Origin of the sequence: Flavobacterium collinsii, assembly GCF_902804485.1 — a bacterium.
In the GTDB taxonomy this organism is placed as follows: Bacteria; Bacteroidota; Bacteroidia; order Flavobacteriales; family Flavobacteriaceae; genus Flavobacterium; species Flavobacterium collinsii.
In genome coordinates, this window is record NZ_CADCST010000067.1 from 77,804 (window position 1) to 103,046 (window position 25,243).

23 protein-coding genes are annotated in these 25,243 nt (G+C 35.2%); 10 read left to right on the top strand and 13 right to left on the bottom strand.

Features of this window, described 5'->3' with window-relative positions:
• Positions 1-51 precede the first annotated feature (51 nt).
• Entirely contained in the window at positions 52-1,047 is a 996-nt protein-coding gene (locus FLA105534_RS05800) for an NAD(P)H-dependent glycerol-3-phosphate dehydrogenase (protein ID WP_173965090.1), read from the top strand.
• A gap of 299 nt (positions 1,048-1,346) precedes the next feature.
• Here FLA105534_RS05800 and FLA105534_RS05805 read toward each other — a convergent pair whose 3' ends face one another.
• The 3 genes from FLA105534_RS05805 to FLA105534_RS05815 form a co-directional block, all read right to left on the bottom strand.
• On the bottom strand, positions 1,347-1,754 hold the full coding sequence (locus FLA105534_RS05805) for a hypothetical protein (RefSeq protein WP_173965091.1): 408 nt from the start codon (positions 1,752-1,754) through the stop codon (positions 1,347-1,349).
• Between the two features lie 80 nt (positions 1,755-1,834).
• Positions 1,835-2,854, bottom strand: coding sequence for a phenylalanine--tRNA ligase subunit alpha (locus FLA105534_RS05810; RefSeq protein WP_173965092.1), 1,020 nt, complete (start codon positions 2,852-2,854; stop codon positions 1,835-1,837).
• A gap of 108 nt (positions 2,855-2,962) precedes the next feature.
• Positions 2,963-3,319, bottom strand: coding sequence for a hypothetical protein (locus tag FLA105534_RS05815; protein WP_173965093.1), 357 nt, complete (start codon positions 3,317-3,319; stop codon positions 2,963-2,965).
• Between the two features lie 241 nt (positions 3,320-3,560).
• On the opposite strand from FLA105534_RS05815, the gene FLA105534_RS05820 reads away from it, so the two are divergent.
• From FLA105534_RS05820 to lepA, 5 genes are all read left to right on the top strand, one after another.
• A complete protein-coding gene (locus FLA105534_RS05820) occupies positions 3,561-4,100 on the top strand; it encodes a CvpA family protein (protein WP_173965094.1) in 540 nt (179 codons plus the stop codon).
• 135 nt (positions 4,101-4,235) lie between these two features.
• Positions 4,236-5,363 carry a helix-turn-helix domain-containing protein gene (locus FLA105534_RS05825; protein WP_173965095.1) on the top strand — a complete coding sequence of 376 codons (1,128 nt, stop codon included), beginning with the start codon at positions 4,236-4,238 and terminating at the stop codon, positions 5,361-5,363.
• A 326-nt stretch (positions 5,364-5,689) separates the two neighbouring features.
• The gene (locus tag FLA105534_RS05830) at positions 5,690-6,682 is read left to right on the top strand and encodes an alpha/beta fold hydrolase (RefSeq protein ID WP_173965096.1); all 993 of its coding nucleotides are present in this window, start codon (positions 5,690-5,692) and stop codon (positions 6,680-6,682) included.
• Positions 6,683-6,689: 7 nt separating this feature from the next.
• Complete coding sequence (locus FLA105534_RS05835) at positions 6,690-7,361, top strand: hypothetical protein (protein WP_173965097.1); 672 nt, start codon at positions 6,690-6,692, stop codon at positions 7,359-7,361.
• A gap of 262 nt (positions 7,362-7,623) precedes the next feature.
• Positions 7,624-9,420, top strand: a complete 1,797-nt coding sequence (gene lepA, locus FLA105534_RS05840) for a translation elongation factor 4 (RefSeq protein ID WP_173965098.1) — start codon at positions 7,624-7,626, stop codon at positions 9,418-9,420.
• A gap of 80 nt (positions 9,421-9,500) precedes the next feature.
• On the opposite strand, the gene FLA105534_RS05845 is transcribed toward lepA, so the two are convergent.
• A complete protein-coding gene (locus FLA105534_RS05845; RefSeq protein WP_173965099.1) occupies positions 9,501-9,995 on the bottom strand; it encodes a hypothetical protein in 495 nt (164 codons plus the stop codon).
• Positions 9,996-10,005: 10 nt separating this feature from the next.
• Positions 10,006-10,530, bottom strand: coding sequence for a hypothetical protein (locus FLA105534_RS05850; protein WP_173965100.1), 525 nt, complete (start codon positions 10,528-10,530; stop codon positions 10,006-10,008).
• Positions 10,531-10,883: 353 nt separating this feature from the next.
• On the opposite strand from FLA105534_RS05850, the gene FLA105534_RS05855 reads away from it, so the two are divergent.
• Positions 10,884-11,840 carry a helix-turn-helix transcriptional regulator gene (locus FLA105534_RS05855; protein ID WP_173965101.1) on the top strand — a complete coding sequence of 319 codons (957 nt, stop codon included), beginning with the start codon at positions 10,884-10,886 and terminating at the stop codon, positions 11,838-11,840.
• 45 nt (positions 11,841-11,885) lie between these two features.
• Here FLA105534_RS05855 and FLA105534_RS05860 read toward each other — a convergent pair whose 3' ends face one another.
• Both FLA105534_RS05860 and FLA105534_RS05865 read right to left on the bottom strand, forming a co-directional pair.
• Positions 11,886-12,386: a DinB family protein gene (locus tag FLA105534_RS05860; RefSeq protein WP_173965102.1), complete on the bottom strand. Its 501-nt coding sequence runs from the start codon at positions 12,384-12,386 to the stop codon at positions 11,886-11,888.
• Positions 12,387-12,440: 54 nt separating this feature from the next.
• A complete protein-coding gene (locus FLA105534_RS05865) occupies positions 12,441-12,926 on the bottom strand; it encodes a DinB family protein (protein WP_173965103.1) in 486 nt (161 codons plus the stop codon).
• 214 nt (positions 12,927-13,140) lie between these two features.
• Here FLA105534_RS05865 and thiL point away from each other — a divergent pair, with 214 nt between their 5' ends.
• Positions 13,141-14,187 (top strand): thiamine-phosphate kinase, encoded by a 1,047-nt coding sequence (gene thiL, locus FLA105534_RS05870; RefSeq protein WP_173965104.1) that lies wholly within the window; start codon positions 13,141-13,143, stop codon positions 14,185-14,187.
• A 221-nt stretch (positions 14,188-14,408) separates the two neighbouring features.
• Here the strand turns inward: thiL and FLA105534_RS05875 are convergent, their stop codons facing one another.
• The 5 genes from FLA105534_RS05875 to FLA105534_RS05895 form a co-directional block, all read right to left on the bottom strand.
• Positions 14,409-15,107, bottom strand: a complete 699-nt coding sequence (locus tag FLA105534_RS05875) for a response regulator (RefSeq protein WP_173965105.1) — start codon at positions 15,105-15,107, stop codon at positions 14,409-14,411.
• Positions 15,104-17,155 carry a tetratricopeptide repeat-containing sensor histidine kinase gene (locus tag FLA105534_RS05880; RefSeq protein WP_173965106.1) on the bottom strand — a complete coding sequence of 684 codons (2,052 nt, stop codon included), beginning with the start codon at positions 17,153-17,155 and terminating at the stop codon, positions 15,104-15,106. The genes FLA105534_RS05875 and FLA105534_RS05880 overlap by 4 nt, the downstream gene beginning before the upstream one ends.
• A gap of 97 nt (positions 17,156-17,252) precedes the next feature.
• Positions 17,253-17,486 carry a hypothetical protein gene (locus tag FLA105534_RS05885; RefSeq protein WP_173965107.1) on the bottom strand — a complete coding sequence of 78 codons (234 nt, stop codon included), beginning with the start codon at positions 17,484-17,486 and terminating at the stop codon, positions 17,253-17,255.
• 174 nt (positions 17,487-17,660) lie between these two features.
• On the bottom strand, positions 17,661-18,470 hold the full coding sequence (locus FLA105534_RS05890; protein ID WP_173965108.1) for a LytR/AlgR family response regulator transcription factor: 810 nt from the start codon (positions 18,468-18,470) through the stop codon (positions 17,661-17,663).
• A 268-nt stretch (positions 18,471-18,738) separates the two neighbouring features.
• The gene (locus FLA105534_RS05895) at positions 18,739-20,280 is read right to left on the bottom strand and encodes a glycine--tRNA ligase (protein WP_173965109.1); all 1,542 of its coding nucleotides are present in this window, start codon (positions 20,278-20,280) and stop codon (positions 18,739-18,741) included.
• 98 nt (positions 20,281-20,378) lie between these two features.
• On the opposite strand from FLA105534_RS05895, the gene FLA105534_RS05900 reads away from it, so the two are divergent.
• On the top strand, positions 20,379-21,062 hold the full coding sequence (locus tag FLA105534_RS05900) for a ComF family protein (protein ID WP_246253172.1): 684 nt from the start codon (positions 20,379-20,381) through the stop codon (positions 21,060-21,062).
• A 91-nt stretch (positions 21,063-21,153) separates the two neighbouring features.
• On the opposite strand, the gene FLA105534_RS05905 is transcribed toward FLA105534_RS05900, so the two are convergent.
• On the bottom strand, positions 21,154-23,694 hold the full coding sequence (locus tag FLA105534_RS05905) for a zinc-dependent metalloprotease (RefSeq protein ID WP_246253173.1): 2,541 nt from the start codon (positions 23,692-23,694) through the stop codon (positions 21,154-21,156).
• Positions 23,695-24,050: 356 nt separating this feature from the next.
• On the opposite strand from FLA105534_RS05905, the gene FLA105534_RS05910 reads away from it, so the two are divergent.
• Positions 24,051-24,980, top strand: a complete 930-nt coding sequence (locus FLA105534_RS05910; protein ID WP_173965111.1) for a bifunctional riboflavin kinase/FAD synthetase — start codon at positions 24,051-24,053, stop codon at positions 24,978-24,980.
• Positions 24,981-25,243: the final 263 nt, after the last annotated feature.

The window sequence follows — 25,243 nt, forward strand, 5'->3', positions numbered from 1 at the left end:
TTTGTATTATTACTACATTATTAAGTACTTTTGCTTTAAATTATTAAAATAATGAGCGAAAATTTAAAATTTGCAGTAATTGGAGGAGGAAGCTGGGCAACAGCAATTGCAAAGATGTTATGTGTAAATCTTTCAGAAATTGCCTGGTACATGCGTAACGATGCTGCTATCGAGCACATTCAGAAATACAAACACAATCCAAACTACTTAAGTTCGGTTGAATTTGACACTACAAAACTTAAACTGACCAACAATATTAATGAAGCTGTCGCTTATGCCGACTATGTGATTTTTGCTATTCCATCTGCCTTTTTAGATGGAGAATTAAAAAACTTAACGGTTTCACTGGCAGACAAAATCATCTTTTCGGCAATTAAAGGAATTGTTCCTGAAACGAGTTTGATCGTTGGAGAACATTTTCACATTCAATACGACATTCCGTACTATAACATTGGTGTAATTACGGGCCCATGTCACGCTGAAGAGGTAGCATTAGAGCGACTTTCGTATTTAACAATCGCTTGCGGTGATCCTGATAAAGCACATGTTGTCGCAAAACATTTATCCGGAAATTACATCAAAGCCAAAATTTCTGATGATATTATTGGTACCGAATATGCAGCAATGCTTAAAAACATCTACGCTATCGCAGCAGGAATTGCACACGGTTTAGGTTATGGAGACAACTTTCAATCGGTTATGATGAGTAACGGAATTCGCGAGATGAAAAAGTTTATCCGAAAAGTTCACAAAATGAAACGTAACATTAATGATTCAGCTTATTTAGGTGATTTATTGGTTACAGGTTATTCTGTGTTCTCGCGAAACAGAATGTTCGGAAACATGATTGGTAAAGGCTATACAGTAAAAAGTGCCATGATGGAAATGAGTATGGTTGCCGAAGGTTATTACGCCACTAAAAGCGCTTATAAACTAAATCAGGGCTATGGTGCAAAAACACCAATTATCGATGCTGTTTACGCTGTTTTATACGAAGGAAAAGATGCCAAATCGGTTTTCAAAAAATTAACAGAGTCTTTGGATTAGTTTTCTTTTTAGAGAAGATAGATTTATAGAGGCAAGAGTATAGAGAATAGAGTATAGAGACAAGAGCAAAGATGCAAGATTATAGATTGTGAACTTGTTTTTGCCAGATAAAAAAAAAGAGTCAGGACAGAATTAAAATTCATCTTGACTCTTTTTTATTTTAATATAGAGAAATTTAAACCCTCGCTTCTAGCTTCTATAGTCTTTACTCTATATTCTATTCTCTATATTCTATTCTCTATATTCTTGCATCTTTGCTCTTGCCTCTATTCTCTTGCCTCTACAAATCTCCGTTCTACCTACTTCACCATAACTCCTTCAACAAACAAAATAGGCACTTCCTCCGTATCATTTTCGTTGATTAGGTTTGATTTAAAAGTAAATTTCTTGTCGTACAAAGTATTTCCAATAAAGAACGTCACCATAAATTCGTTGTTCAACACCAGTAAGCTCTTTTCTACCATTTCGATTTTCACAACCGAAACTGCAGGAACCTCAACAAATGCATGACGTAAAACGGACGTTTTTTTCATCTCTCCATCGATTGTTCCAAATGCTTTTGAAACGACCATCACGCTGTCCAGGTTAAAATCACTGTCGTTTACCAGGTAAGCGTACCATACTTTTTCCATAAAGTCATCGCTCCACTCTTGTACTGCTGCAAGAAATACGTTTTCTACTTCCGGTATTGTTATGTCTTTTTTCATAATCTTAGTAATTCGTAAAATATAAATAGTGATTAGAAAGAAGACTTCTCACTAATCACTATTTACTAATAACTTTATTTTTAAATATTGGCCTTAAACTGCTCTAAGAAACGAACATCATTCTCGTAAAACATACGAATATCGCCAATTTGATACAGTAACATCGCGATACGCTCTACTCCCATTCCGAAAGCAAAACCGTTGAATTCGTCAGGATTGATGTCGCAATTTTTAAGAACATTTGGATCTACCATTCCACAACCTCCAATTTCCAGCCATCCTGTTCCTTTAGTGATACGGTAATCGGTTTCGGTTTTTAGACCCCAATAAATATCAATTTCGGCACTTGGTTCTGTAAACGGAAAGTAGGACGGACGTAAACGAATCTTAGATTTTCCGAACATTTCTTTCGTAAAATAAAGCAAGGTTTGTTTCAAATCAGCAAATGAAACATCTTTGTCAATGTACAAACCTTCTACCTGATGAAAAATACAGTGTGAACGTGACGAAATCGCTTCGTTACGAAATACACGTCCCGGAGAAATTGTGCGAATCGGCGGTTTATGATTTTCCATATAACGCACCTGAACAGATGATGTATGTGTACGCAACAGCACATCCGGATTCGTCTGAATGAAAAAAGTATCCTGCATATCACGTGCCGGATGATATTCCGGTAAGTTCAAAGCGGTAAAGTTATGCCAGTCGTCTTCGATTTCCGGACCTTCAGAAACATTGAAACCAATGTTCGCAAAAATATCAATAATCTGATTTTTAACGATTGAAATCGGGTGACGTGAACCAATAATTACCGGTTCAGCCGCACGTGTTAAATCGCCAAAAACTCCTTTTACCTCTTGTTTGCTTTCCAACTCTTCCTGAATAACTCTTACTTTTTCTTCGGCAACCGATTTCAAAGTATTTATTACCTGTCCAAAATCTTTTTTCTGGTCGTTTGGAATGTTTTTGAACTCTGTAAAAAGCTCTTTCAACAAACCTTTACTTCCTAAATACTTAATACGGAATTGCTCTAAAGATTCTTTATTTTTATCATTAAAGGCCTTAGCTTCCTCTATATGTTCTTTTATCTTGTCTATCATCGGTCTTGCTTTGAAGGTGCAAATTTACGTAATTTTAGTTGAAAGTATACAGTCTCAGTCTCAGTTTTCAGTCTCAATTGAACTGAAAACTGAGACTGGGACTAAAAACTACTCTATCAGTTCTCTTTCTAAAAAATAATTCACAATGGCTTCTTTCATCAAAACCGATTGTTCTCCCGCTTTCAACGACGGTAATTCTTCTTTTACTTTATAATGTGGCCATCCGTCGGCATCAAAAAAGTCAAATTCATAAAACCCGTATGGTTCTAATAATCGACAAATGGCGATGTGCATCAGGTTTAATTTTTCATCTTTTTTGAATTCACGATGTACTTTCCCGAGTTCCTGAACTCCAATTAAATAAATTATGGCATCTAAATCTAAGTCTTCGCCTTGCGAAAATTGATTAGACAGTATATCGACGAGCTTTTCCCATCGCTCTTTTAGTTGTGTATCTCTGGACATTGTATGATTTTAGATTGTTGATTTTAGATCTTAGATTGTTGAAAAATTCAATTCTGAAGGGGACAGAATTACAATCCTAACTCTAAATTTTGAGTTGCAAAGATACACAGTTCAATACATTGCACCTAAAAAAATTAAACACACAGAAAAAGAGAGCTCCAAAAAACGGCTGAAGCTTTGCCACTCTGAACCTCCGAACCTAAAAAAGTATATCTTTGCGCTTTTTTAAACACACCAAAATATGAGTTTTTTTGATATAATTGTGGCCGCTCTTTTAGCTTTTAGTTTATATAAAGGAATTAAAAACGGGCTTTTTGTTGAAGTTGCTTCTTTCATTTCTTTATTGTTGGGAATTTATATCGCCATTAAATTCTCTTCTTTTATGAAAGAACTTATCATGAAACACGTTTCATGGAATCCGAATACGATACAAATTACTGCTTTCATTCTGACTTTTATTTTAGTCGTTATAGGTGTTTATTTCTTAGCTAAGATTCTTACCGGAATTGCCGATTTTGCTTTTCTGGGATGGGCCAATAAACTGGGCGGAGGCTTTTTCAGAATTTTAAAAACCATTCTGATCATGAGTATTTTTATTGCTCTTTTTGAGAAAATCAATTTCAATAATACTTTTGCTAAAAAAGAAACATTAGATCATTCCATTTTTTACAATCCGGTTAAAAAAGTAGCAGCTTTCGTTTATCCTTCTGTCGAAAAATGGTACGAGGAATTCAAAGATATTCATGCCGAAACGGCTAAAGAAACTTCTAAAGAAGAGTAATATCCCTATAATTATATCTTACTGATTTAAAAAATAGTAATCTTTACGAAACACCACGACCTCAGATAATTGAACAAAATAAATTATCTTGCCTGATATTTCCAACAACCGATTTAATTTATAATCAAAACCTGTATGTTGTATTTAACCGGCATTATAATCACCTTTTTTCTGGTTGTTGTACTGGCAAGCAAAAGGAACAAAACCGAGGCCGACAAGATTCTGGCACTCTGGCTGTTTTTTACCGGCTTTCATTTATTCCTGTTCTATCTTCATTACAAAAATGATTATAGCGACTTCCCTTTTTTACTGGGATTAGAGCTTCCGATGCCTTTAGTTCAGGGACCTTTTTTATTTTTATATACTTCGGCTTTAACGAACCAAAATCGCTATAAAAAGTTTAATCTTTTACATTTTATTCCTTTTCTAGCTGCCATTCTGGTATTGACACCTTTTTATAATTTGTCTTTCGACGAAAAAGTAACTGTTTTCAAAAATGAAGGAAAGGGATACGAGACCCTGATCACTGTTTTGTATGCCGCAGTACTCCTTTCCGGAATTGTTTATGCTTTACTTTCCTTGCAGAAACTCGTAAAACACCGCAAGAACATCAACAATCAATTTTCGTTTACCGAAAAAATCAACCTGACCTGGCTGCGCTATTTAATTATCGGATCCAGCATCATCTGGATCGTGGTCATTTTCTCTGACGATCAGTATATTTTTTCGGTTGTCGTTTTTTATTTGATTTTTATTGGGTATTTCGGTGTCAAACAAGTTGGGATTTTTACAAACCAACACTTTTCCGAAAACAACCTAACTACGACTTCAGTAGCAGAAAAAACCACTGTTGCCCATCAATCTGAAAAAATTAAATACGAAAAATCAGGCCTTACCACTACAGAACTTCAAACCATTCATCAGAAGCTGACTCAGATTATGCACGATGAAAAACTCTACAAAAATGCCGATTTAACTTTAACCGAGCTGGCCCAGAGGACAAGCGTTCATCCAAATACACTTTCGCAGGTCATCAATTCGGTCGAACAGAAAAATTTTTACGATTACGTCAACTCCCAACGTGTTGAGGAATTTAAAAAAGCAATCCGTTTGCCTGAAAATCAAAAATTTACCTTCCTGTCTGTCGCATTAGAATGTGGCTTTAATTCGAAAACGGCTTTCAACCGAAATTTCAAAAAAGAAACCGGACTTTCTCCTTCTGAATATTTAAAAAAACTTTCATTTGAAACCTGTCGGGTTTGAATTTATAATTCAAAAATCAATTCTCCTAAACACATAGAAACATAGTTTTTGTAAACTCAGAAAAGGCATTTCATTTGTTTCAAACAAACATAGCTATGTGCAAAAACTTGTTTTTTGATCTCCTTTATTTTAAGATAAAAATCTATGTCCCTATGTGTTAAAAAATGAGCTCATTCCTTAATCCCTGAAATAACTTCAATTTTAAACCTAATAGTTTTTAAAAACCTGTCAGATTTTTAAGTTATAAACTGGAACCACCTTACAAGTTGGGGCGACCAGCATAGTACCACAGTACATCTTTGCAGAAATTTAAACCAATTTATGCAATGAAAACCAAAGTACTTTACTCAGCCGTAATCGCTGTTTCAATTTTCTTTTTTATTGGATGCGAAAATGAAAATGACATTCAGGGCCTTGGAAATTTAGTTCCCAAAACTGTCGATCAGGATGCCTCTATCCCTTCTATTTTTATAAACGGAACGCAGCTGCACGCTGAAACTTTCGGAAATCCCAACAACCCAATGCTCGTTTTCCTCCATGGCGGGCCCGGCTCAGACTATAGAAGCGCCTTGGATGTAAAACAACTCGCCAATGAAGGCTATTATGTGATCTTCTACGATCAAAGAGGCTCCGGATTATCCAAAAGACATGACAAAAACACGTACTCAATTCAACTCGTACTCGATGATCTTACCGAAGTCATAAAATATTACCGAAAAACCAATGCTCAAAAAATATTTCTCTTTGGGCATTCCTGGGGCGCCATGCTCGCCGCAGCTTATGTAAACAAATATCCCACTACTATTAGTGGTGTTATTCTGGCAGAACCGGGAGGTTTAAACAAAAAACTATTAGACGATTATGGCGAAATAAGCCGGAAAATAAAATTATTCTCCGAAGCCACCAGTAACTTACTGTATGTCGATCAGTTTTTGACCGGAAAAGAAAACCAACATGAAATTCTCGACTACAAATTCGGCATTTCTACGAGTTTCTCTTATGCAAAAGGCAACAAAGAAGGTATTCCGGGACCATCACCATTTTGGAGGATCGGAACAACGGTCTTAGAAAGCTTTACCGATATCGCCGAAAATGATGGCTTTGACTTTACGTCAAACCTAAGTCAGTATAAAACCAAAGTTCTCTTTTTGTACGGTGAGTTCAATCAATCGTACGGTTTGTCTTTTGCTCAAAAAGAAGCAGCTTTTTTTCCGAATGCTGCCATAGTCGAAGTAAAAGAAGCCGGACATGAGATGATTTACTTCAATTGGAAAAATGTACATCTCTTAGTGTTGAACTATTTAAATGCTCTAAAATAACCAGACGATGAAAACAATACTAGTAATAATCACCTTTATTCTTTCTCTTTTCTTAACCAAAACCTATTCACAAACTATAAACTGGGAAAATCTTAAAGAGAATCAAAAACACATTCTAAATATAAATGCCGGCTGGGAATATAGTTTTGTTTACGGACTTGCTTACGGTTACCATCTCAAAACCAAACTGCCAATTGTAATCGAAGCATCTTTTTCCTTACCATCAGGTGAAACAATACCGGATGATTTTAAAAGTAAAATTGGCGGACAACTGAATCTCTACCAACTGAATCATTTCCGTTTTAATGCAGCCATTCACGGAATTTATCGCCGATACGAAAATCCGTTAGTCACCTTACAAAACTTTGGCGCCGATGCAACTGCGATTATTGGATATTATAAACCAAAATGGTTTGCCGCCGGAGAATTTGGTTTTGACAAAGCGATTGTTACTCATTTTAAAAATTCGGCAGTTTATAAAGAAGTCTACCCCGACGTAAAAAATGGTTGGTATGAACCGTCAACCGGAGGCAATTTCAACTATGGCATACAAGCCGGATATTCCTTTCGCCGAAGTGACCTTACTTTACGACTGGGAAAAGTAATTACCCAGGATTTTAAAACAGAACCTCTGATTCCACTATACTTTCAACTGGGTTATAATTTAAAATTAGAATGATTTAGTTAATTACACTAAACCCGACAGGTTTCAAAAACCTGTCGGGTTCTATTTTCCCTCTCTTTTTAGAGAAAATCACAATCTATTTTAACATTTTAAAAGCCATTTTAAAATTCCGTATTCAACTATCCAAGATCAACATTCCAGAATCCAAAACTTTGCGCTATCTTTGCGGCTTAATAACATGCTCTAAGGCAATTGCTACAGTGCAAATTTATACCCGGAAATTACTTAAACTCGTTTAGAGAATTGACATATTAAAATGAAGAAGATACGTAACTTTTGCATTATTGCACACATTGACCACGGTAAAAGTACACTGGCAGACCGCTTATTGGGCGCTACACAAACCGTTACAGCTCGTGAAGAAAAAGCACAATTGCTTGACAACATGGACCTGGAACGTGAGCGTGGAATTACCATTAAGAGTCACGCCATTCAAATGGAATACACTTACAAAGGCGAGGAATATATATTAAATTTAATTGACACTCCCGGTCACGTTGACTTTTCATACGAAGTTTCACGATCTATTGCGGCCTGCGAAGGTGCTCTTTTGATCGTTGATGCGGCTCAAAGTATTCAGGCACAAACTATTTCTAATTTATATCTGGCTTTAGAGAATGATCTTGAGATTATTCCGGTTTTGAATAAAGTAGATTTACCTAGTGCCAATCCTGAAGAAGTAAGCGATGATATTATCGATTTATTAGGATGTAAATTAGAAGATATTATTCATGCTTCGGGAAAAACCGGTTTTGGTGTAGAGAATATCTTAGCAGCTATTATTGAAAAAATCCCGGCTCCAAAAGGAAATGTTGATGAACCATTGCAGGCATTGATCTTTGATTCACATTACAACCCGTTTCGTGGAATCGAGGTTATCTTCAGAGTAATGAATGGAGAAATCAAAAAAGGACAGAAAATTAAATTCATGGCTACCGGCAATGAATATTTTGCCGATGAAGTGGGAACTTTAAAATTAAATCAGGTTCCAAAAAATGTAATTTCTACCGGTGATGTTGGTTATTTAATTTCAGGAATTAAAGAAGCCAAAGAGGTAAAAGTAGGAGATACTCTTACAGATGCCAAAACACCAACAACCAATATGATTACAGGTTTCGAGGATGTAAAACCAATGGTTTTCGCCGGAATTTATCCTGTTGATACCGAAGATTATGAAGATTTGCGTTCTTCTATGGAGAAATTGCAATTAAATGATGCTTCGTTAGTCTTTACTCCAGAAAGCTCTGCCGCTTTAGGATTTGGTTTCCGTTGCGGATTCTTAGGAATGCTTCACATGGAAATTATCCAGGAACGTTTAGAGCGTGAGTTCGACATGACGGTTATTACTACTGTACCTAACGTTTCGTATTTGGCGTATACCAAAAAAGATCCCGAAACTGCATTTGTTGTAAACAATCCTTCAGACTTGCCTGAACCTTCTCGTTTAGACCGTGTTGAAGAACCTTTTATAAAAGCAACCATCATTACAAAAGCCGATTTCGTTGGAAACGTAATGAGTTTGTGTATCGAAAAACGTGGTCAGATTACCAATCAAACGTATTTGACAACAGAACGTGTTGAGCTGAATTTTGACATGCCATTGGCCGAAATTGTATTCGATTTTTACGATCGTTTGAAAACAGTTTCTAAAGGTTACGCTTCTTTTGACTACTCTCCTATTGGAATGAGAACTTCAAAACTCGTAAAACTGGATGTTCTTTTGAACGCTCAGACGGTTGATGCACTTTCTGCTTTGATTCACGAAGACAACGCTTACAACATCGGTAAAAAAATGACCGAGAAATTACGCGAGCTGATTCCAAGACAACAATTCGACATTCCGATTCAGGCAGCGATTGGTGCTAAAATTATCGCTCGTGAAACCATTAAAGCACTTCGTAAAGACGTTACCGCAAAATGTTATGGTGGAGATATCTCTCGTAAACGTAAACTTTTGGAGAAACAGAAAAAAGGTAAAAAACGTATGCGTCAGGTAGGAAACGTTGAGATTCCACAAGAGGCGTTTATGGCTGTTTTGAAATTGAACGACTAGATTTTTTTATTTTAGAAAAAAGAATAAAGAGGAAAGAATATAGATTAAACCCGATGACTTATGTTGTCGGGTTTTTATTTTTATGCTGATGGCTGTGTAAAAGACCAGCCTGCCACGATTAAGTCGCGAACTACCTCATTTCTTTCTGCTCCATCTTCCAGAGTGTAAATATCATGACTTACCACAAAAGATTCTGTCATTTTTTTTGATCCATAAATTCCTCCAAAAATCATTGCAAAAATTCCTCCCACTACAACAAACGGATTAAGCAGCATGAAGTTATAAACCAAAAGAAAAATTACCAGCACAATACTAATTCCTGTTATTAACTGTGACTTCGAAGTTGATTTTTCATGAATTGCTTTACAAGAAGAGCATCTTGGAATTCCAATTAAAATTTTAGAATATTTAACCGATCGGTATACGACAATATTAGTCCTGTCCGCTTCTACAAAAAGGGGTACAAAATAGCAGTCATTCATACTTTTCATATAATCTTGCTCGCAATAAGTACACTTGGTTTCATTAGGTTCGAATCTTTTTTCATATTCGTTAAAGAAGTAATTTTCTATCATATATATAATTTTATTCTTGGTCTGACGGCATTAATAATGAAAGAAGGTATTTCATTAATAATCCTGGCCCAAAAGAAAACAGCAGAGGAATTAGAATTTCTATACTAAAATAAGAATTTCTGCCTTTAAGGTAGAAAGCACAGAAAATTGGCATAAGAAAAGCACCAATTCCATAACCTGTCATTGCAGGAATTGGATTTTCAGGAGAGCTCCAGTAGCCGCACATACAGGCCGCAACAACCGAAACTAATATCATTAATCCATTGTTGCCTCCCAATATTCCAATTAAGGCTGAAATAATAATGACCGCCGCAAAAGATATTTTATCTCTTTCTTTGGCTTTCTCTGCTTCTTTAGCTTCAATAAACAAATCATCTTTGTGGCTTTTCAGTAGATTGTCTAATATTTTTTTTACTTGGTCTGGTTCGTAACCCTGATCAATTAAATTAAAAAATTCCAATTCTCTCTTAAAAGTTCCTGCTTTTAATTTATTCTTTAAATCTAAAGTCTGCTGGTAGGTAAATTCTTTTTCCATTTTGTTTTTTTTAGGCCGGAATAAATGTAAAAAAATCTGAACAAATAAAAAGACTTTTATTCATTTGGCTCCAAACTTCTTTTCGAAATTACAAAACTGCCGTGCGCCTCTACAAGATTCAGCTTGTGGAAACACAAAATAAAAAAATGGATTGTCTGCAAAACCGTTCTTAACACAATTTCGAAATAGAATTTCGACACAGATATCAAAAAATAAAATTAATTGACATTGCGGATAATTTTTAATCCATAAATCTGTCCTAATTTGGAACACATTTATTATTTCTTTAAACTCTGAACCTTTGTATCTTTGAACCTTTGCAACTTTACAAAAAACCTCTGAACCTAGAAAAAATGGACGAAACTCCAAAACGATTTGACCGAATTGTCGCCATCCTCATCCAATTACAATCCAAAAAAATTGTAAAAGCACAGGAATTGGCTGATCGTTTTGATTGTAGTTTACGAACAATCTATAGAGACATTCGAACGCTGGAAGCTTCAGGAGTCCCTATTTACAGTGAAGCCGGAGTTGGTTATGCTTTGATGGATGGTTACAGATTGCCTCCCGTTATGTTTACACGCGAAGAAGTAAGCAGTTTTATTGCCGCCGAAAAACTCATGCAAAAATTTACCGATCCATCTCTTGGAGCACATTATGCTTCGGCTATGTACAAACTGAAATCTGTTTTAAGAAGTACCGATAAAGACTGGCTCTCCAATATCGAATCCAGAGTTGTAATGAACACTGCTGAACCTCTGTTTAACGATAATTCGCCAAATACTTTAGCACTTCTTTTTGAAGGTATTGCGGAGAAAAAACAGCTTTTACTTTCGTACAAAACCTACGAAACCGATACGGCTACGCAAAGAAACATAGAACCTGTTGGGGTTTTTCACGATAACAACAACTGGTATTTTTTAGGATATTGTCATTTACGACAAGATTATCGTCAGTTTAGAACAGACAGAATTCAGGGTATTCGAAAAACAGATGCTGATTTTACGATCGAACACGATGCTTTAGAAACGTATATAAAGAAAACAGAAACGTGCCCAACAACAAAAGTCCGAATTTTAATTGACAAGAAAATCGCCCGTTATCTGAGTACCGAAAAAAAGTACCACGGATTCATTTCAGAAAAAGAAGTAGACGGAAAAATAGAAATGACTTTTATGTCACGCGATATCGAAAACTCATTTCCGCGCTGGTTTCTAATGTATGGAGATTACGCTACGATTCTGGAACCTGAAAAACTCAAAACCTCAACGCTCGCATTACTGGAAATCAACCGAAAAAGACTGTTATAAAAAAAATGCCTAAAGATGAAGTTCATCTTTAGGCATTTTTCAAATCTAGTGTTTCTCTTTTACCACATTGTAAAAATTATAATCGGTATTCGAAGCGTCGGTAATACCAATATTTCTTCCGATAGTTACAATTTGACCTCTGTGATACGTTCCGTGATTCACCACCTGCAACAAGTAATCGCTAACAGGCAAATCACACTGAAACCATGGATTTTCGATTTTGATTGTTTTCAATAACTGTTCGTCTGATAATGATGTGATGAATGCCGCTAATTTTGCAGAGGTATTCAATAAACCTTCAAATACTTCATCCTTGTTTAAATCAGTACTCACTCTTCTTTCGGGCTGGGGAGTTTCAGTTATTACCGAAAACCAATATTCCTCAGTTTCCCAAATATGATTTAGCGTTTTAATAATGCTGGGGTAGCTTGAAAGAACTTCTTTATGTAGCAATTCATCTGTTTTTGCCGAAAGCCAATTCACAAATTGCTGATTTACCCACAAATTATAATCGGCATAATTGGTCATAATTTTTTTAAAACTCATACTGTTCGATTTAAATTTGAATAAAATAGATTGAAATTTATTTAGCACTTCTGGCTATAGTCCTCTCTCCCAAAAAAATGGAGGCTCGATATTTAAGGCTCTTAAATACACATAACCTTGTCCGCGGTGATGCACTTCGTTATCAATAAAATATAATACATTTTGAATTATAGGAAATTCGTACTGACCAAACAGATTAAAGGTTTCGCTAAAATCTTCGATCGACAATTGTTTCCAATATTCGTTAATTTCGGCTGTTGCTTCATCCCATTTTTCCAGGTACTGTGCTTTAAAGATCAATTTTTCAGATGCTTCGGTATAAGGTTTGATCTCTTTATTTACAATCCCTTTTAATGCAGGAGCCGCGATAGCCAAAAGTTCGTCAGTCAACTGAGCGAAAGTTCGCATTCCTCCGATTGAAAATTCGAAAAAATCTTTCTCCGGAAATTTTTCAATAAGGTTACGTGTAAGCTTACGGTGTCCTTGCCAGTGGATCAATAAATCTTCGGGAGTAATTACTTGGGCTGCTAATGTTTTCATAGTTTTAAAGTTTTAATTATTTCTTACTTCAAAAGTATTGAGGGTCGGTGACAACAGTTTGTCAGCAGGAAATAAAAAAATAAAATATTTTTCATTTTCTCTTCTAAAGATACGTTTCTCTACAGATAAAGAAGGCGTTCAAAGAGAACATCTCCTTAAATTCGATAAAACCTTTGTACCTTTGCCCCTTACAAACTTTGGAACTTAAAAGAAAATGATCGAAGATAAAAATCCGCAACGTACCAGTATAGCACAATTAGGCGAGTTTGGCCTAATTGACCATTTAACCAAAAATTTTGATGTTACCCAGGAATCTACCCTGAAAAGTATAGGCGATGATGCCGCTGTTCTTGATTTTAAGGACAAAAAAGTAGTGGTCTCTACCGATTTATTAATTGAGGGAGTGCATTTTGATCTGGCGTATATGCCTTTAAAACATTTGGGATACAAATCGGTTGTTGTTAACCTGTCCGACATTTGTGCAATGAATGCAAAACCAACGCAAATAACGGTTTCTGTGGCGGTTTCTAACCGTTTCCCACTAGAAGCCTTAGAAGAATTATTTGAAGGCATTACACATGCTGCAAAAGAGTACAAAGTAGATGTTATTGGCGGCGATACTACCTCATCACAAAAAGGACTAATTATTAGCATCACCGCAATTGGAGAAGCTAACGAAGAAGAAATTGTTTACCGAAATGGTGCCAAACAAACCGATTTACTTGTCGTTACCGGAGATATAGGAGCTGCTTACATGGGATTGCAGGTATTGGAGCGTGAAAAACAGGTTTTCCAGGTGAATCCTAACAGCCAACCGGATCTGGATATGTACAGTTATTTGATCGAACGCCAGTTAAAACCCGAAGCCCGAAAAGATGTTCGTACTTTATTACACGCTCTCGAAATTAAACCTACGGCGATGATTGATATTTCAGACGGATTATCTTCTGAAATTATGCACCTCTGCAAACAATCAAAAGTGGGTTGTAATTTATATGAAGATAAACTTCCGCTAGACCCTCAATTCATTTCAACTTGCGAAGAATTCAATATCGATAGTACAACAGTGGCTATAAACGGCGGTGAAGATTATGAATTGCTATTTACGATCGACATCAATGATTTTGACAAAATAAAAGGAAACCCAAACTTCTCGATTATTGGTCACATGGCTGATGAAAGCGAAGGAGTACATCTTGTAACACGTGCCAATACGAAAATTGCTTTAAAAGCCCGTGGTTGGGATGCTTTGACGGAATAGTTTTTTAGTCGCGGTTTTCAGTCCCAGTTTCCAGTTACAGTGTTTAATAAACTGCTAACTAAAACCTGAGACTGAAAACTGAGACTGAAAACTGAGACTGAAGACTGAGACTGAGACTGAAGACCGAGACTGAGACTGAAGACTGAGAACTAAAATAAAAAAAATCCAAATTCCAGAAACATCACCGGAATTTGGATTTTTTTTATTTGTAATTTCCTTCTCTACAAAAGCCCTTTGCATTTTGCTTCTTTGACTAAGTCGTCATCAGAACCGCTTTTCACTTTAAGAAGTTCCTTAAGCCCCGCTTTACGCTTTTCGATAGCATTAACAGAAATTGGGATGTATTGCGGCATATCTTCCAAAGAAGTTCCTTTTGACAAATGAAACAAAATCTGCTTATCAAATTCATCAATTTCAATTGAATTATGAGTCGATTGATTGAGCATCTTTTGAACGGACTGGCTGTAATACTTATCACTTTTCATGACTTTATCAAACGCAAAAAGCAATTCATCAAAAGTAAGATCATTTTTAATGATTAAACCATTAGGACTAATCGTTCTGATGATTGTTTTAATTTTTAATAACTCGGTATACATTGTAAGCAGAATTATTTTGCATCTTGGCATTTTCTTCAAAAGTAACTTCGCCAGATCTTCACCCGAAAAAATATCTTTCTCTTCATACGCCGGCATGCTGATATCTAAAAAAGCAACATCAAATTCCGGAGTCCGAGCATCTTCGATTAAGTCATATCCTGATTTGCAATCGTGGGCCTGTAAAATAAGAAACTCATATTGTTTAGGATTGTAGCGCGTGATCGCATTTTTATATCCTTCAATAATAAAAGGGTGATCGTCAACAATTAAAATATTTTTTTTAATTAATTGAGGAACCGGGGCGTTGGGGTCAATTGTCATTTATGCTGTAGGTTTATTTTTTGATCTATAGGAATTTTAACCATCAAAAGAGTTCCTTCTCCTTTGACTGATTTTAATGAGACCACACCTTTACATTCTGCGGCTCTGTATTGAATATTATGCAATCCTATTCCGTTTTTCGTTGTTCTGGTATTAAAACCAACTCCATCATCAGCAATTGACAAAATCAGATGATCGACTTCACTTTTAAAACTGACCGTAATCGTACTCGCCTCTGCATACTTATTGCAATTCTGAAGTGCTTCCTGAACAATTCTGTATAAATTAATCTTTACTGTATTACTCACCAGTTCCCATTTAATATTAGAATCAAAAGAGGTAATTAATTCTGAATCATACGTGTTTCTTTGATCTTCAAACAATTTGTTTAAAATCGCGATAAAATTATTAATTAATTCCGATTTCTCTCTGTTTAAATCATGCGAAATCTCACGTATATCTTCTTCAATTTTTTTCAGTTCCTCAAGGTATTTTTTTCTCTTGGGAGCTGCCTCGGTCTCATCTACCTTATCTAAACTGTCAAGGCTGATTCTAATACCAAACATTCTTCCCAACACACCATCGTGTAAATCCTGCGCTACTTTTTTCTTTTCTTTAATTCGAGTCTGTTCAATATCGTTTTGTTGCAGAATCATCAAATTATAGATGTCTTCGTTGGCAACTTGCTGTTGCTGCTTAAAAAGTAATTCCCTATGTCTTGCCTGCTGTGTTTTGTAAACATAGAAAAACAAACCAATTAGCGTGCAAATACTGAAGACGTAGATTAAGGTTTTATTTTTTTCTTGTAAGTTTGAATTTTGATCTTTTATTTCGTTGGTTTCATATTGAATCCTCGAGAATTTCTCTCCTATAATCCTCTCCTCTCTTACCAGTTTTTCATTTATTTCTATATACTCCTTTGAATATTTTGGAGCATTCTCAGGATCAACAATAGCAATTTGTTTAAGAGCGTCTAAAGTATTTCCTAATTTATTTGAAACCCGGGATAAGTTTAAAGCTTGTTTTGAAAATTGAAAAGCTCTCAAAGTATCTTTCTTAAATCCATAATATTCAGATAGATGTATTTTATTCAATATAATTCCCGAGGTAAGCTTTAAACTATCTCTAATTTTCAACGCCTCATAAAATTGTCCGGGAAGTTCATCAAATTCTTTTGACTTAAACTTAGCATAAGCCAGATTATCTAAAAGCATTGCATATAATGTTGCACTTTCTTCAAATAAATTCTTTTGCAACAAACCTTTCCTAAAATATGTCTTCGCCTTTTCGTAATCCTCCATACTTAGGTAAACAAAGCCTATGTTGTTTAGCGAAGTAGCTTTTAACTGTAAATCTAATGGAATTGATTTATCTTCTAAAATAGACAGTGCCTTATTGTGAAACATCAATGCTTTATCATATTCTGTCCGTTCATTATACAATACTCCTAAAAGATTGTAACAATCATAAAGTTGATTATTAACTTGTTTCTCCTTTTTTAAAATCTTAAGTGCTTTAAATACCATTATTTCACTTTCGAAATAATCTGCTTCACTAAACTGCAAATCTGCTTTGAGAAAAAATGTCTTGGCGAGGTTAAGCTCGTCGTTAATTCGCAAATATATTTTCTCTGCCGCAAAATAATTTAAAAAGGCACTATCTGAAATCGTTTGTGATCGATAATAATCTCCCAGATAGGTATAAACCTTAGCAATACTAGATGAATCTTTACTATCTATTGCTCGTTCCAGAATTAACTTTGATGTTTTTTTATAGGCTTTCCAATCGCTCATGTTATAATAACGATTAGCCACTTTAAACAGATTTACTCTATTAAGAGAGTCATTTTTTTGACCTACAATTATATCAAAAGCTTTTTGATTATAGCTTTGTTTATAATTCAGGGGCATATTAATATCACTAGCCAATGAAAAATAGATAGAGAGACTATCTGTTGAAGAATTTTCATCTTTATTTTTCTTTGTTTCATTCGTACATCCGAACAAGATAAGAGTTAAAAACAATAATATCCGAAAATGCTTTTTCAATGTGTATCTTTGATTTTTATCAAAAATACTAAAACTATAGACATAAAAAAAGGCTGTCTAAAAAGACAGCCTCCTATTTATTTATACTTTTATATACTTAATCCAATTTTATTGTAGTTCTTGTTGATTGACTAACAGCAGCAAAACTTTTTAATTGAATTTGTGCACTCAGAACATCTTGTTTTCTAGTACCTGTTCCTCCTGTTTTTTGTCCTCCACTACCATCAGTAGCGATACAATTTTTATTATTCAAGACTGTTGCAGGATTTACAAATGAAGTTGCTACCATTACTAAAGAAAATATTCCTAATACTAAAGCTGTTTTTTTCATGATCTGAGGGTATTAAATGTTTGATTTTTTGTTTTGGAGAATCATCGCTTTGTGCGAATCATGGTGTAAAACTAAGCCCACATTTAAAAAAAATTAATATGAAAAAACAGGTTTATGGTAAAACATACCCAATTACTAGTCAATGGGGGGCAAATCAATGTAATTACCTAATTTTTAGACTTCTAAATAATTTCCTACAGCAAAATCGGCAATAATTAAATCAACATTTGATTTATAGGTTTTTGAAAATGGGATTTTTTTGGAAGAATTTCTAATATAGCAAGTTGAGTTTCCGCTATGAATCCTAGCAATATAATTCTGATTGATTATATAACTATTGTGAATCCGAATAAAAGGATGTGACAAAATACTTTCGAAATGTTTTAGTGTTTTAAAAGCCGTTATCATTTCGCCGGAATTCAAATAAATATCTGTCGAGTTGTTATCTGCCTGAAAGTAACTGATATCATTGGCATTGATGTACCGATAATCACCATACGATTTCACGCATAATATAAGTGGCTGCTCTGTATCTTTAACGGGTTTTGCAAACAACTCGCTCAATGGAGTACTGTCTTCTTCAATTGGATCAGAATCGTTTACAGGAAGTGTTTTTTCGAGTTTTAGAATAGTCTTCAATACATCAGACCGCAGGACTGGCTTCAATATATAGCCAAAAACACCATACTGAATGGCCTCAAAAGCAAGTTCTTTCTTTGCCGTCGTAATAACTATCTTAGGGATAAGGAATAAGAAACGATGCAATTCATTTATAAAGGCCAGTGACAAATTACTGGATAAATCTTTGGGAGCAATTTCTAAAAAAATAAGGCAGGGCCGGTGTTCTAAAACCAAATTCAGACCCAATTGGTAATTCGCAGCCGATCCCGCGAAAGTCAATTCTGAAAAACCTTCTGCAATTGTTCTGGTTTTCAAAATACTTTCCACATCATCATCAATGATAATATACGAATACTTTTTCAATCTTACATTTTGTTGATTTTTCATGAACCCCCTACAACTACCCCTTTAGTTTCATCAATCTTTTTTAAAAGATTTTTATCTAGTAATTTATTCGCAATTAAAAATACGAATTTCGATTATTCTACTATTTCATTGTTAATATGTTACAAACAAATGTTAACACAAAAGGGTGAAATGCAGAAATAGTCGCCAAAATACACTATTTGACATTAAAAAAAACCCAAACTCCTTATGGAATTTGGGCTTTTATATTAAAGTATGACAAAATTTACATTTTCATCAACCAGTTTTTCATTGAAACTTCGTTTTCAATTATATCTTTCAATTCTGAAATCTTCACACGATCTTGTTTCATTGTATCTCTGTGACGAATCGTTACTGTTTCATCTTCGATGGTTTGATGATCTACCGTAATACAAAACGGCGTTCCAAGGGCATCCTGTCTTCTGTAACGACGACCTACTGCATCTTTTTCATCATAAGCTACATTGAAATCCCATTTTAAATCTTCTATGATTTTTTTAGAGATATCAGGTAAACCGTCTTTTTTAACTAAAGGCAATACAGCCGCTTTTGTTGGTGCCAAAACAGCCGGTAATTTCAACACTGTTCTTGTTGAACCGTCTTCCAGTACCTCTTCTTGTAATGAAGTTGCAAAAACAGCTAAAAACATACGATCTAAACCAACAGAAGTTTCTACTACATACGGCACATAGTTTTCGTTTAATTCTGGATCAAAATATTGCAGTTTTCTTCCTGAATATTCTTCGTGTGCTTTCAAGTCAAAATCAGTACGAGAGTGAATCCCTTCTAATTCTTTGAATCCGAATGGGAAGTTGAACTCAATATCTGCGGCTGCATTTGCATAATGCGCTAATTTTTCATGATCGTGAAAACGGTAATTATCTTTTCCTAATCCTAAAGATAAGTGCCAGTTTAAACGTGTTTGTTTCCAGTGCTCGTACCATTTCATTTCTTCACCCGGACGTACAAAAAACTGCATTTCCATTTGTTCAAATTCACGCATACGGAAAATAAATTGTCTCGCAACAATTTCATTTCTAAATGCTTTACCCGTTTGAGCAATTCCAAAAGGAACTTTCATACGACCTGATTTTTGAACATTCAGGAAATTTACAAAAATACCTTGCGCAGTTTCCGGACGTAAATATAAATCCATTGCAGAATCTGCAGAAGCTCCTAATTTCGTTCCGAACATTAAGTTGAACTGACGAACTTCTGTCCAGTTTTTAGACCCTGTTTCAGGATCAGCAATTTCTAATTCTTCAATTAATGCTTTTACATCTTCTAAATCTCCATTGCCCAAAGAACGCCCCAGACGCTCTCTGATTTCTTTTTCTTTAGCCAGATATTCAATTACACGGGCATTTGTTGTAACAAATTCCTGCTCATTAAAAGCATCTCCAAAACGAGCGCTTGCTTTTTCAATTTCTTTTTTAGCTTTCAGATTAAGTTTTTCTGCATAATCTTCTACCAAAACATCGGCTCTGTATCTTTTCTTTGAATCTTTATTATCAATTAATGGGTCATTGAACGCATCAACGTGGCCTGAAGCTTTCCAGGTTGTTGGATGCATTAATATTGCAGCATCTAAACCAACAATATTTTCATTCATCTGAACCATTGATTTCCACCAATATTCACGAATATTCTTTTTTAACTCGACACCATTTTGTGCATAATCATACACTGCACTCAATCCATCGTATACTTCGCTTGACGGAAAAATAAATCCGTACTCTTTTGCGTGCGAAACCACATTCTTAAATATATCTTCTTGTTTTGCCATAGTGATGCAAAAATATAAAAAGTACGTTTAAAAAAAAGAAAAATAATAAAGTTTGAAGTAATGATTTGGTTATTTTTGTAACTAAATTCTCTCTATTTGTGTTTAATTATCTTATCAACCTCTTTTTTCCTAAAGTCTGCGTCGGATGTCACATGCTTTTACGCAGTGGTGAAACTATTATATGCACAAGCTGTCGTCATGAATTACCTCTTACTCAACACCATTTAGATCCAAAAAACGAAGCTCTAAAGAAATTTTACGGCAGAATCGATATTCAGCATGCATCGGCATTTTTATATTTCAACAAAAAAGGAATTGTTCAGGAGCTTATCCACAATCTTAAGTACAAAGGTCATGAAGAAATCGGAACTGTATTAGGAAACTGGTACGCCGAAGACTTAAAAAAATTAAACTTAGAATCTCCTTTTGACGTTATCATTCCAGTGCCTCTACACCGCAGAAAACTAAAAGAACGAGGCTATAATCAGATTACTGCTTTTGGGAAGACTTTGTCTAAAAACTTAGAGATTACTTATGATTGTACTTTATTGTATCGAAAGAAATATTCAAAAACCCAATCTAAGAAAAATCTTTTAGGAAGATCTGAGAATATTGAAAACATCTTTGATGTCCAATTTTCAGAAGGAAATCACAACAAGCATTTTTTAATCGTTGATGATGTACTCACTACGGGGGCCACACTTGAGGCCTGCTCTAGGGCTTTACAAAAAATTCCGGGCGCTAAAATCAGTATTATTTGCATAGCAATGGCAAACTCTTAGTATTAAATTCCAATAAAAAAATCCAAATTCCAAAAACTGTTCGTTGATAGTTCTTGGAATTTGGATTTTTTTATTGGAATTTATTCTTTCTCTAGTTCACAATTATTTTCTTAACCGTTCTGCGATCACCGTCAATCACGGTCACCAAATACATCCCCGAAGAGACTCCGGATAACTGAATATTTTGATTAAAATAAGGCGTTTTATCATATGAGTTAAAATACACTTGTTTACCAAGAATATCATGAACATAAACTTGAACCCTATTGATCGAATCACTTGAAAACTGAATCGTAAAACTTCCCTTATTTGGATTTGGATATAACGTAAACGCTACATTTTCAAGATCTATTTCTCCTAAAGTAAATGTTTGATTGCAAATATTTAAGGATGCTGAATTGATCGTTCCAAAATTACCTGAAACCGCATCACGAACTCTAAAACTCCAGGTTCCTTTTGGATCCTGACCATTAAAAGCGCTCAATGCATCTACAGGAATAACAATCTGACTTGTTACTTTGGAACAATCTAAAGTAAATCCGGCATCATCAAACTGAAGTATTAAGCTAGAATTTATCCCTCCACAACTTTTATTATTATACAAATTCACAACTGTACCCTGCGGACTTACCATTTGTATTTCGAGATCAGAAAGCTTATCGTGTGTTACATTAACCAAAACATTGACATCGGAAACTTTTCCGGTTGATGCCGGTACATTTACTGTTTTGGCCGTAAAACTAGTTCCGGACGGAATTGCAAAAGAATTCCCAAAACTATAAGAATCACAAGTGGTAGTAGAGCTGTAACCCACTGCAAATGATTTACTGTTTATTGCGTAATAAATATTTGCGGTTGGTTCAACCTTAATCCTGCAATTAGTTGAAGCAGTTACACTGCCAGGAACCTGAATCAACTGCGAACCATCATTTGGTGTATTTGAGGCTAAAATTACAGGGTATGTCAAACCTCCATCCAGAGACAATTTAATGTTTACCGATGAAGATCCCGGTAGGGTGTTGGTATTATTTACTGCCCAGGTTACTGTTTGACTCGATCCTATTTGCCAGCTTATATCGCTGGTGTTTTGTGAAGTAACTGTAAATGGCCCTGCATTAGTTACAACAGTTGCAATCATAGTATCTGTATTCGTCTGTGCAGCTCCTAATCCTCCATTGTCTCTTGCCGTTAGCGTAAAATGCAATGTTCTTGCAACCGAAGAGACAGATTCCCAGGTCGTGGTTAGTTTATTCAGAAGCACGGTGTTTAAATCGGGCATATAACGAACAGGTGAACTTCCCGGTACTATAGATCTAAACAAAGGGCCGTTTGGTTTTGTGGGATAAGCAATACTGTTGCTGTTCGCGGTTGATGATGATGTTGCACTATCAAATTGTTCCCACGTATAGGTAATCGTACCAACTGAACTAGAACCTGAGCCAACTAAAACAAAAGGTGTGCTCATTGGAATTGTATAATCTAAACCTGCATCGACAGTTGGAGGATTATTGGTAATTACCGTATTAGCAGGACAACTCTTTCCGGCAAGAGTATTCTGAATTTGCAAAATACTTGCATAAGCAAAATAATCATCTGAATTACTTTGAACATCATATCCCTTAGATACTCCCGCATACCCCATAATGGTTGAGCCACTTCCCGGCTCAACATTTAAACCTGTTCTTTCTGACGCATCATAGGAAAAAGTATGATTTGCTCCTAATTGATGTCCAATTTCGTGCGCTACAAAATCAATATCAAAGGTATCGCCTTCCGGCTTTTTATCAGATGGTGACGTATAAGCACTTCCTTTTCCCATCGCTTCTGATGGCGTTGGACTACTACAAACACAACCTATACAGCCTGCATTACCTCCGCCTCCATCGTGTCCAAACAAATGTCCGATATCATAATTAGCTTCTCCAATCACACTTGTTAAAGTGCTTTGAACTTCTTTACTCCAATAATCATTACCATCTGAAGGATCTCTTGAGGTCCCTCTTGTTGGATCAGAATAAGGATCAGTTAGTGCATTTGTATAAATTATGGCATCATTATTTGCAATTAAAACTACTCCCACGGCAAGATCTTTATTAAAAACCCCATTTACTCTAGACAAAGTAGCGTTCATTCCAGCTACCGCGCCCGCTTTTGTGCCTCCAAAATAAGCAGTGTATTCTCCAGTACAGGACAACGCCAATCGCAGGGTTTTGAAAACTTTATTGTTTGCTGCCGACTTTGCAGTATTTGATGAGGAGCTTTTATTCAACGCAGTGTCCAGTGTCTTACAGTCTAATTGAGATTTGGCAGCCGCATCAGTATTGGTAAACAAAACATAAGAAGACTTATCATCCTGATTTTGTTCTATATACTCCGCTGGTCTATCGGCACGGAGTACCATAGTCTGGATTCCAATCGGTGCCACACTAAAATAAACTTTAGCCGTTTTATCATCTAAACCACGTCCTTCATAAGCTCTGATTTCAGGATATTTTGCCTGCAACTCAGGTTCAAAATTCGAATGTTCCGAAACTGAAAAGCGTTCCAAGACACCACTGGCATTAGGAATCGTAATTTCTGTCGAAGCACTTTTTTCTGATTTATTAGTAGTTGCAGCAAGTCTTGATTTCAAAAAATCTGAATTCAGTTTATAGTACAACCGCCCAGAGTCAGACGAGATTCCTCTCTTACTTGAAGAAACCGCACTCACTTTCTGCCACAAAACATCACTTTGGGCATACATATTTGCACAGCAAAAAATAAAAAATAAAAAAAGTAGATTTTTTCTCATATTTTGGAAATAACAGTATACCAAAATTACGTTAATAAAACCGAAATTTTACACTTATCACAGACAATTAATGCTTTTTGGTCTACAAGTTGTCCCATTTTCACAAAAAGTAACGGCTTGAGATTAAAAAATCAATTAGCCTTAGTATCAAATTTAAAATAGATAGTATAAATTTGCACCATCTTAAATTATTTGTTTTGAAGCTCTTTCATTCTATAAACGATTTTCAGTCCACCAAGAAAACAATTTTAACTCTTGGAACATTTGATGGTGTACATATTGGTCATAAAAAAATTCTGGAACGCATTACCCAAAACACCGAAAATGGAAAGTATGAAAGTTTAGTCCTTACCTTTTTTCCACATCCAAGAATGGTATTACAGGAAAAATCAGAAATAAAACTTTTGAATACCATTGCCGAAAAATCAAAACTTCTGGAAGCGACCGGAATTGAAAATCTTGTGATTCATCCTTTTAACGAAAGTTTCTCAAGATTAACCGCTGAAGAGTTTGTTCATTCCATTTTGGTAGATCAGTTTCATATTCAGAAAATAATTATTGGACATGATCATCGCTTTGGCAGAAACAGAACCGCTAATATTGATGATTTAATTGCTTTTGGTCTTGAATATGGTTTTGAAGTTGAACAAATTTCAGCTCAGGAAATCCAGGACGTTTCTGTAAGTTCAACCAAAATCAGAAAAGCACTGAACGAAGGAAATATGACCTTAGCCAACAATTATCTGGGCTACAGCTACTTTTTGTCGGGTGAAGTCGTTAAAGGCAAACAATTAGGTAGAACTATAGGTTTTCCAACTGCCAACATACAAATTGATGAAGATTATAAGTTAATCCCAAAAGCTGGTGTTTACATCGTTAAAGCTCTAATTGATCAAAAAGAGGTTTTTGGAATGATGAATATTGGTTTTAATCCAACGGTTAACGGACAAAAACAAACTATCGAAGTGAATCTTTTTGATTTTGATGCTGACATTTACGGCAAAAAAATTGAAGTTTCGCTATTGCAACACCTCCGCGAAGAACAAAAATTTGGTTCTGTCGATTTATTAAAAGAACAATTAAATCAGGACAAAAAAGATGCTTTGGCATTTTTAAACAGAGTTTGACAAGCTTTCTCTTTGCAAATTAAAATCTAATCCCTTACCGGAAGATTAAATTATTCCTTTACTCGTCTATTAGGATTACAAGCTTGTGCGCTGACAAAATTATTTTGAATTACTCCTTCTCTTAACTGAAGTCATCCGTTCTGTTTTTTAAATAGTAAGCTGAAACATACTTTTCACCATTTTTAAATCATCGTAGTTATTTTTTTAGTAAATTTGATATAGAACTCTGTCTATCAAATATTTGCTATTAACTTCTTTAAAAA

Coding starts and splice junctions, on each gene's coding strand:
- FLA105534_RS05800 (WP_173965090.1), top strand. CDS start 52: ATGAGCGAAAATTTAAAATTTGCAGTAATTGGAGGAGGAAGCTGGGCA.
- FLA105534_RS05805 (WP_173965091.1), bottom strand. CDS start 1,754: ATGAAAAAAGACATAACAATACCGGAAGTAGAAAACGTATTTCTTGCA.
- FLA105534_RS05810 (WP_173965092.1), bottom strand. CDS start 2,854: ATGATAGACAAGATAAAAGAACATATAGAGGAAGCTAAGGCCTTTAAT.
- FLA105534_RS05815 (WP_173965093.1), bottom strand. CDS start 3,319: ATGTCCAGAGATACACAACTAAAAGAGCGATGGGAAAAGCTCGTCGAT.
- FLA105534_RS05820 (WP_173965094.1), top strand. CDS start 3,561: ATGAGTTTTTTTGATATAATTGTGGCCGCTCTTTTAGCTTTTAGTTTA.
- FLA105534_RS05825 (WP_173965095.1), top strand. CDS start 4,236: ATGTTGTATTTAACCGGCATTATAATCACCTTTTTTCTGGTTGTTGTA.
- FLA105534_RS05830 (WP_173965096.1), top strand. CDS start 5,690: ATGAAAACCAAAGTACTTTACTCAGCCGTAATCGCTGTTTCAATTTTC.
- FLA105534_RS05835 (WP_173965097.1), top strand. CDS start 6,690: ATGAAAACAATACTAGTAATAATCACCTTTATTCTTTCTCTTTTCTTA.
- lepA (WP_173965098.1), top strand. CDS start 7,624: ATGAAGAAGATACGTAACTTTTGCATTATTGCACACATTGACCACGGT.
- FLA105534_RS05845 (WP_173965099.1), bottom strand. CDS start 9,995: ATGATAGAAAATTACTTCTTTAACGAATATGAAAAAAGATTCGAACCT.
- FLA105534_RS05850 (WP_173965100.1), bottom strand. CDS start 10,530: ATGGAAAAAGAATTTACCTACCAGCAGACTTTAGATTTAAAGAATAAA.
- FLA105534_RS05855 (WP_173965101.1), top strand. CDS start 10,884: ATGGACGAAACTCCAAAACGATTTGACCGAATTGTCGCCATCCTCATC.
- FLA105534_RS05860 (WP_173965102.1), bottom strand. CDS start 12,386: ATGAGTTTTAAAAAAATTATGACCAATTATGCCGATTATAATTTGTGG.
- FLA105534_RS05865 (WP_173965103.1), bottom strand. CDS start 12,926: ATGAAAACATTAGCAGCCCAAGTAATTACTCCCGAAGATTTATTGATC.
- thiL (WP_173965104.1), top strand. CDS start 13,141: ATGATCGAAGATAAAAATCCGCAACGTACCAGTATAGCACAATTAGGC.
- FLA105534_RS05875 (WP_173965105.1), bottom strand. CDS start 15,107: ATGACAATTGACCCCAACGCCCCGGTTCCTCAATTAATTAAAAAAAAT.
- FLA105534_RS05885 (WP_173965107.1), bottom strand. CDS start 17,486: ATGAAAAAAACAGCTTTAGTATTAGGAATATTTTCTTTAGTAATGGTA.
- FLA105534_RS05895 (WP_173965109.1), bottom strand. CDS start 20,280: ATGGCAAAACAAGAAGATATATTTAAGAATGTGGTTTCGCACGCAAAA.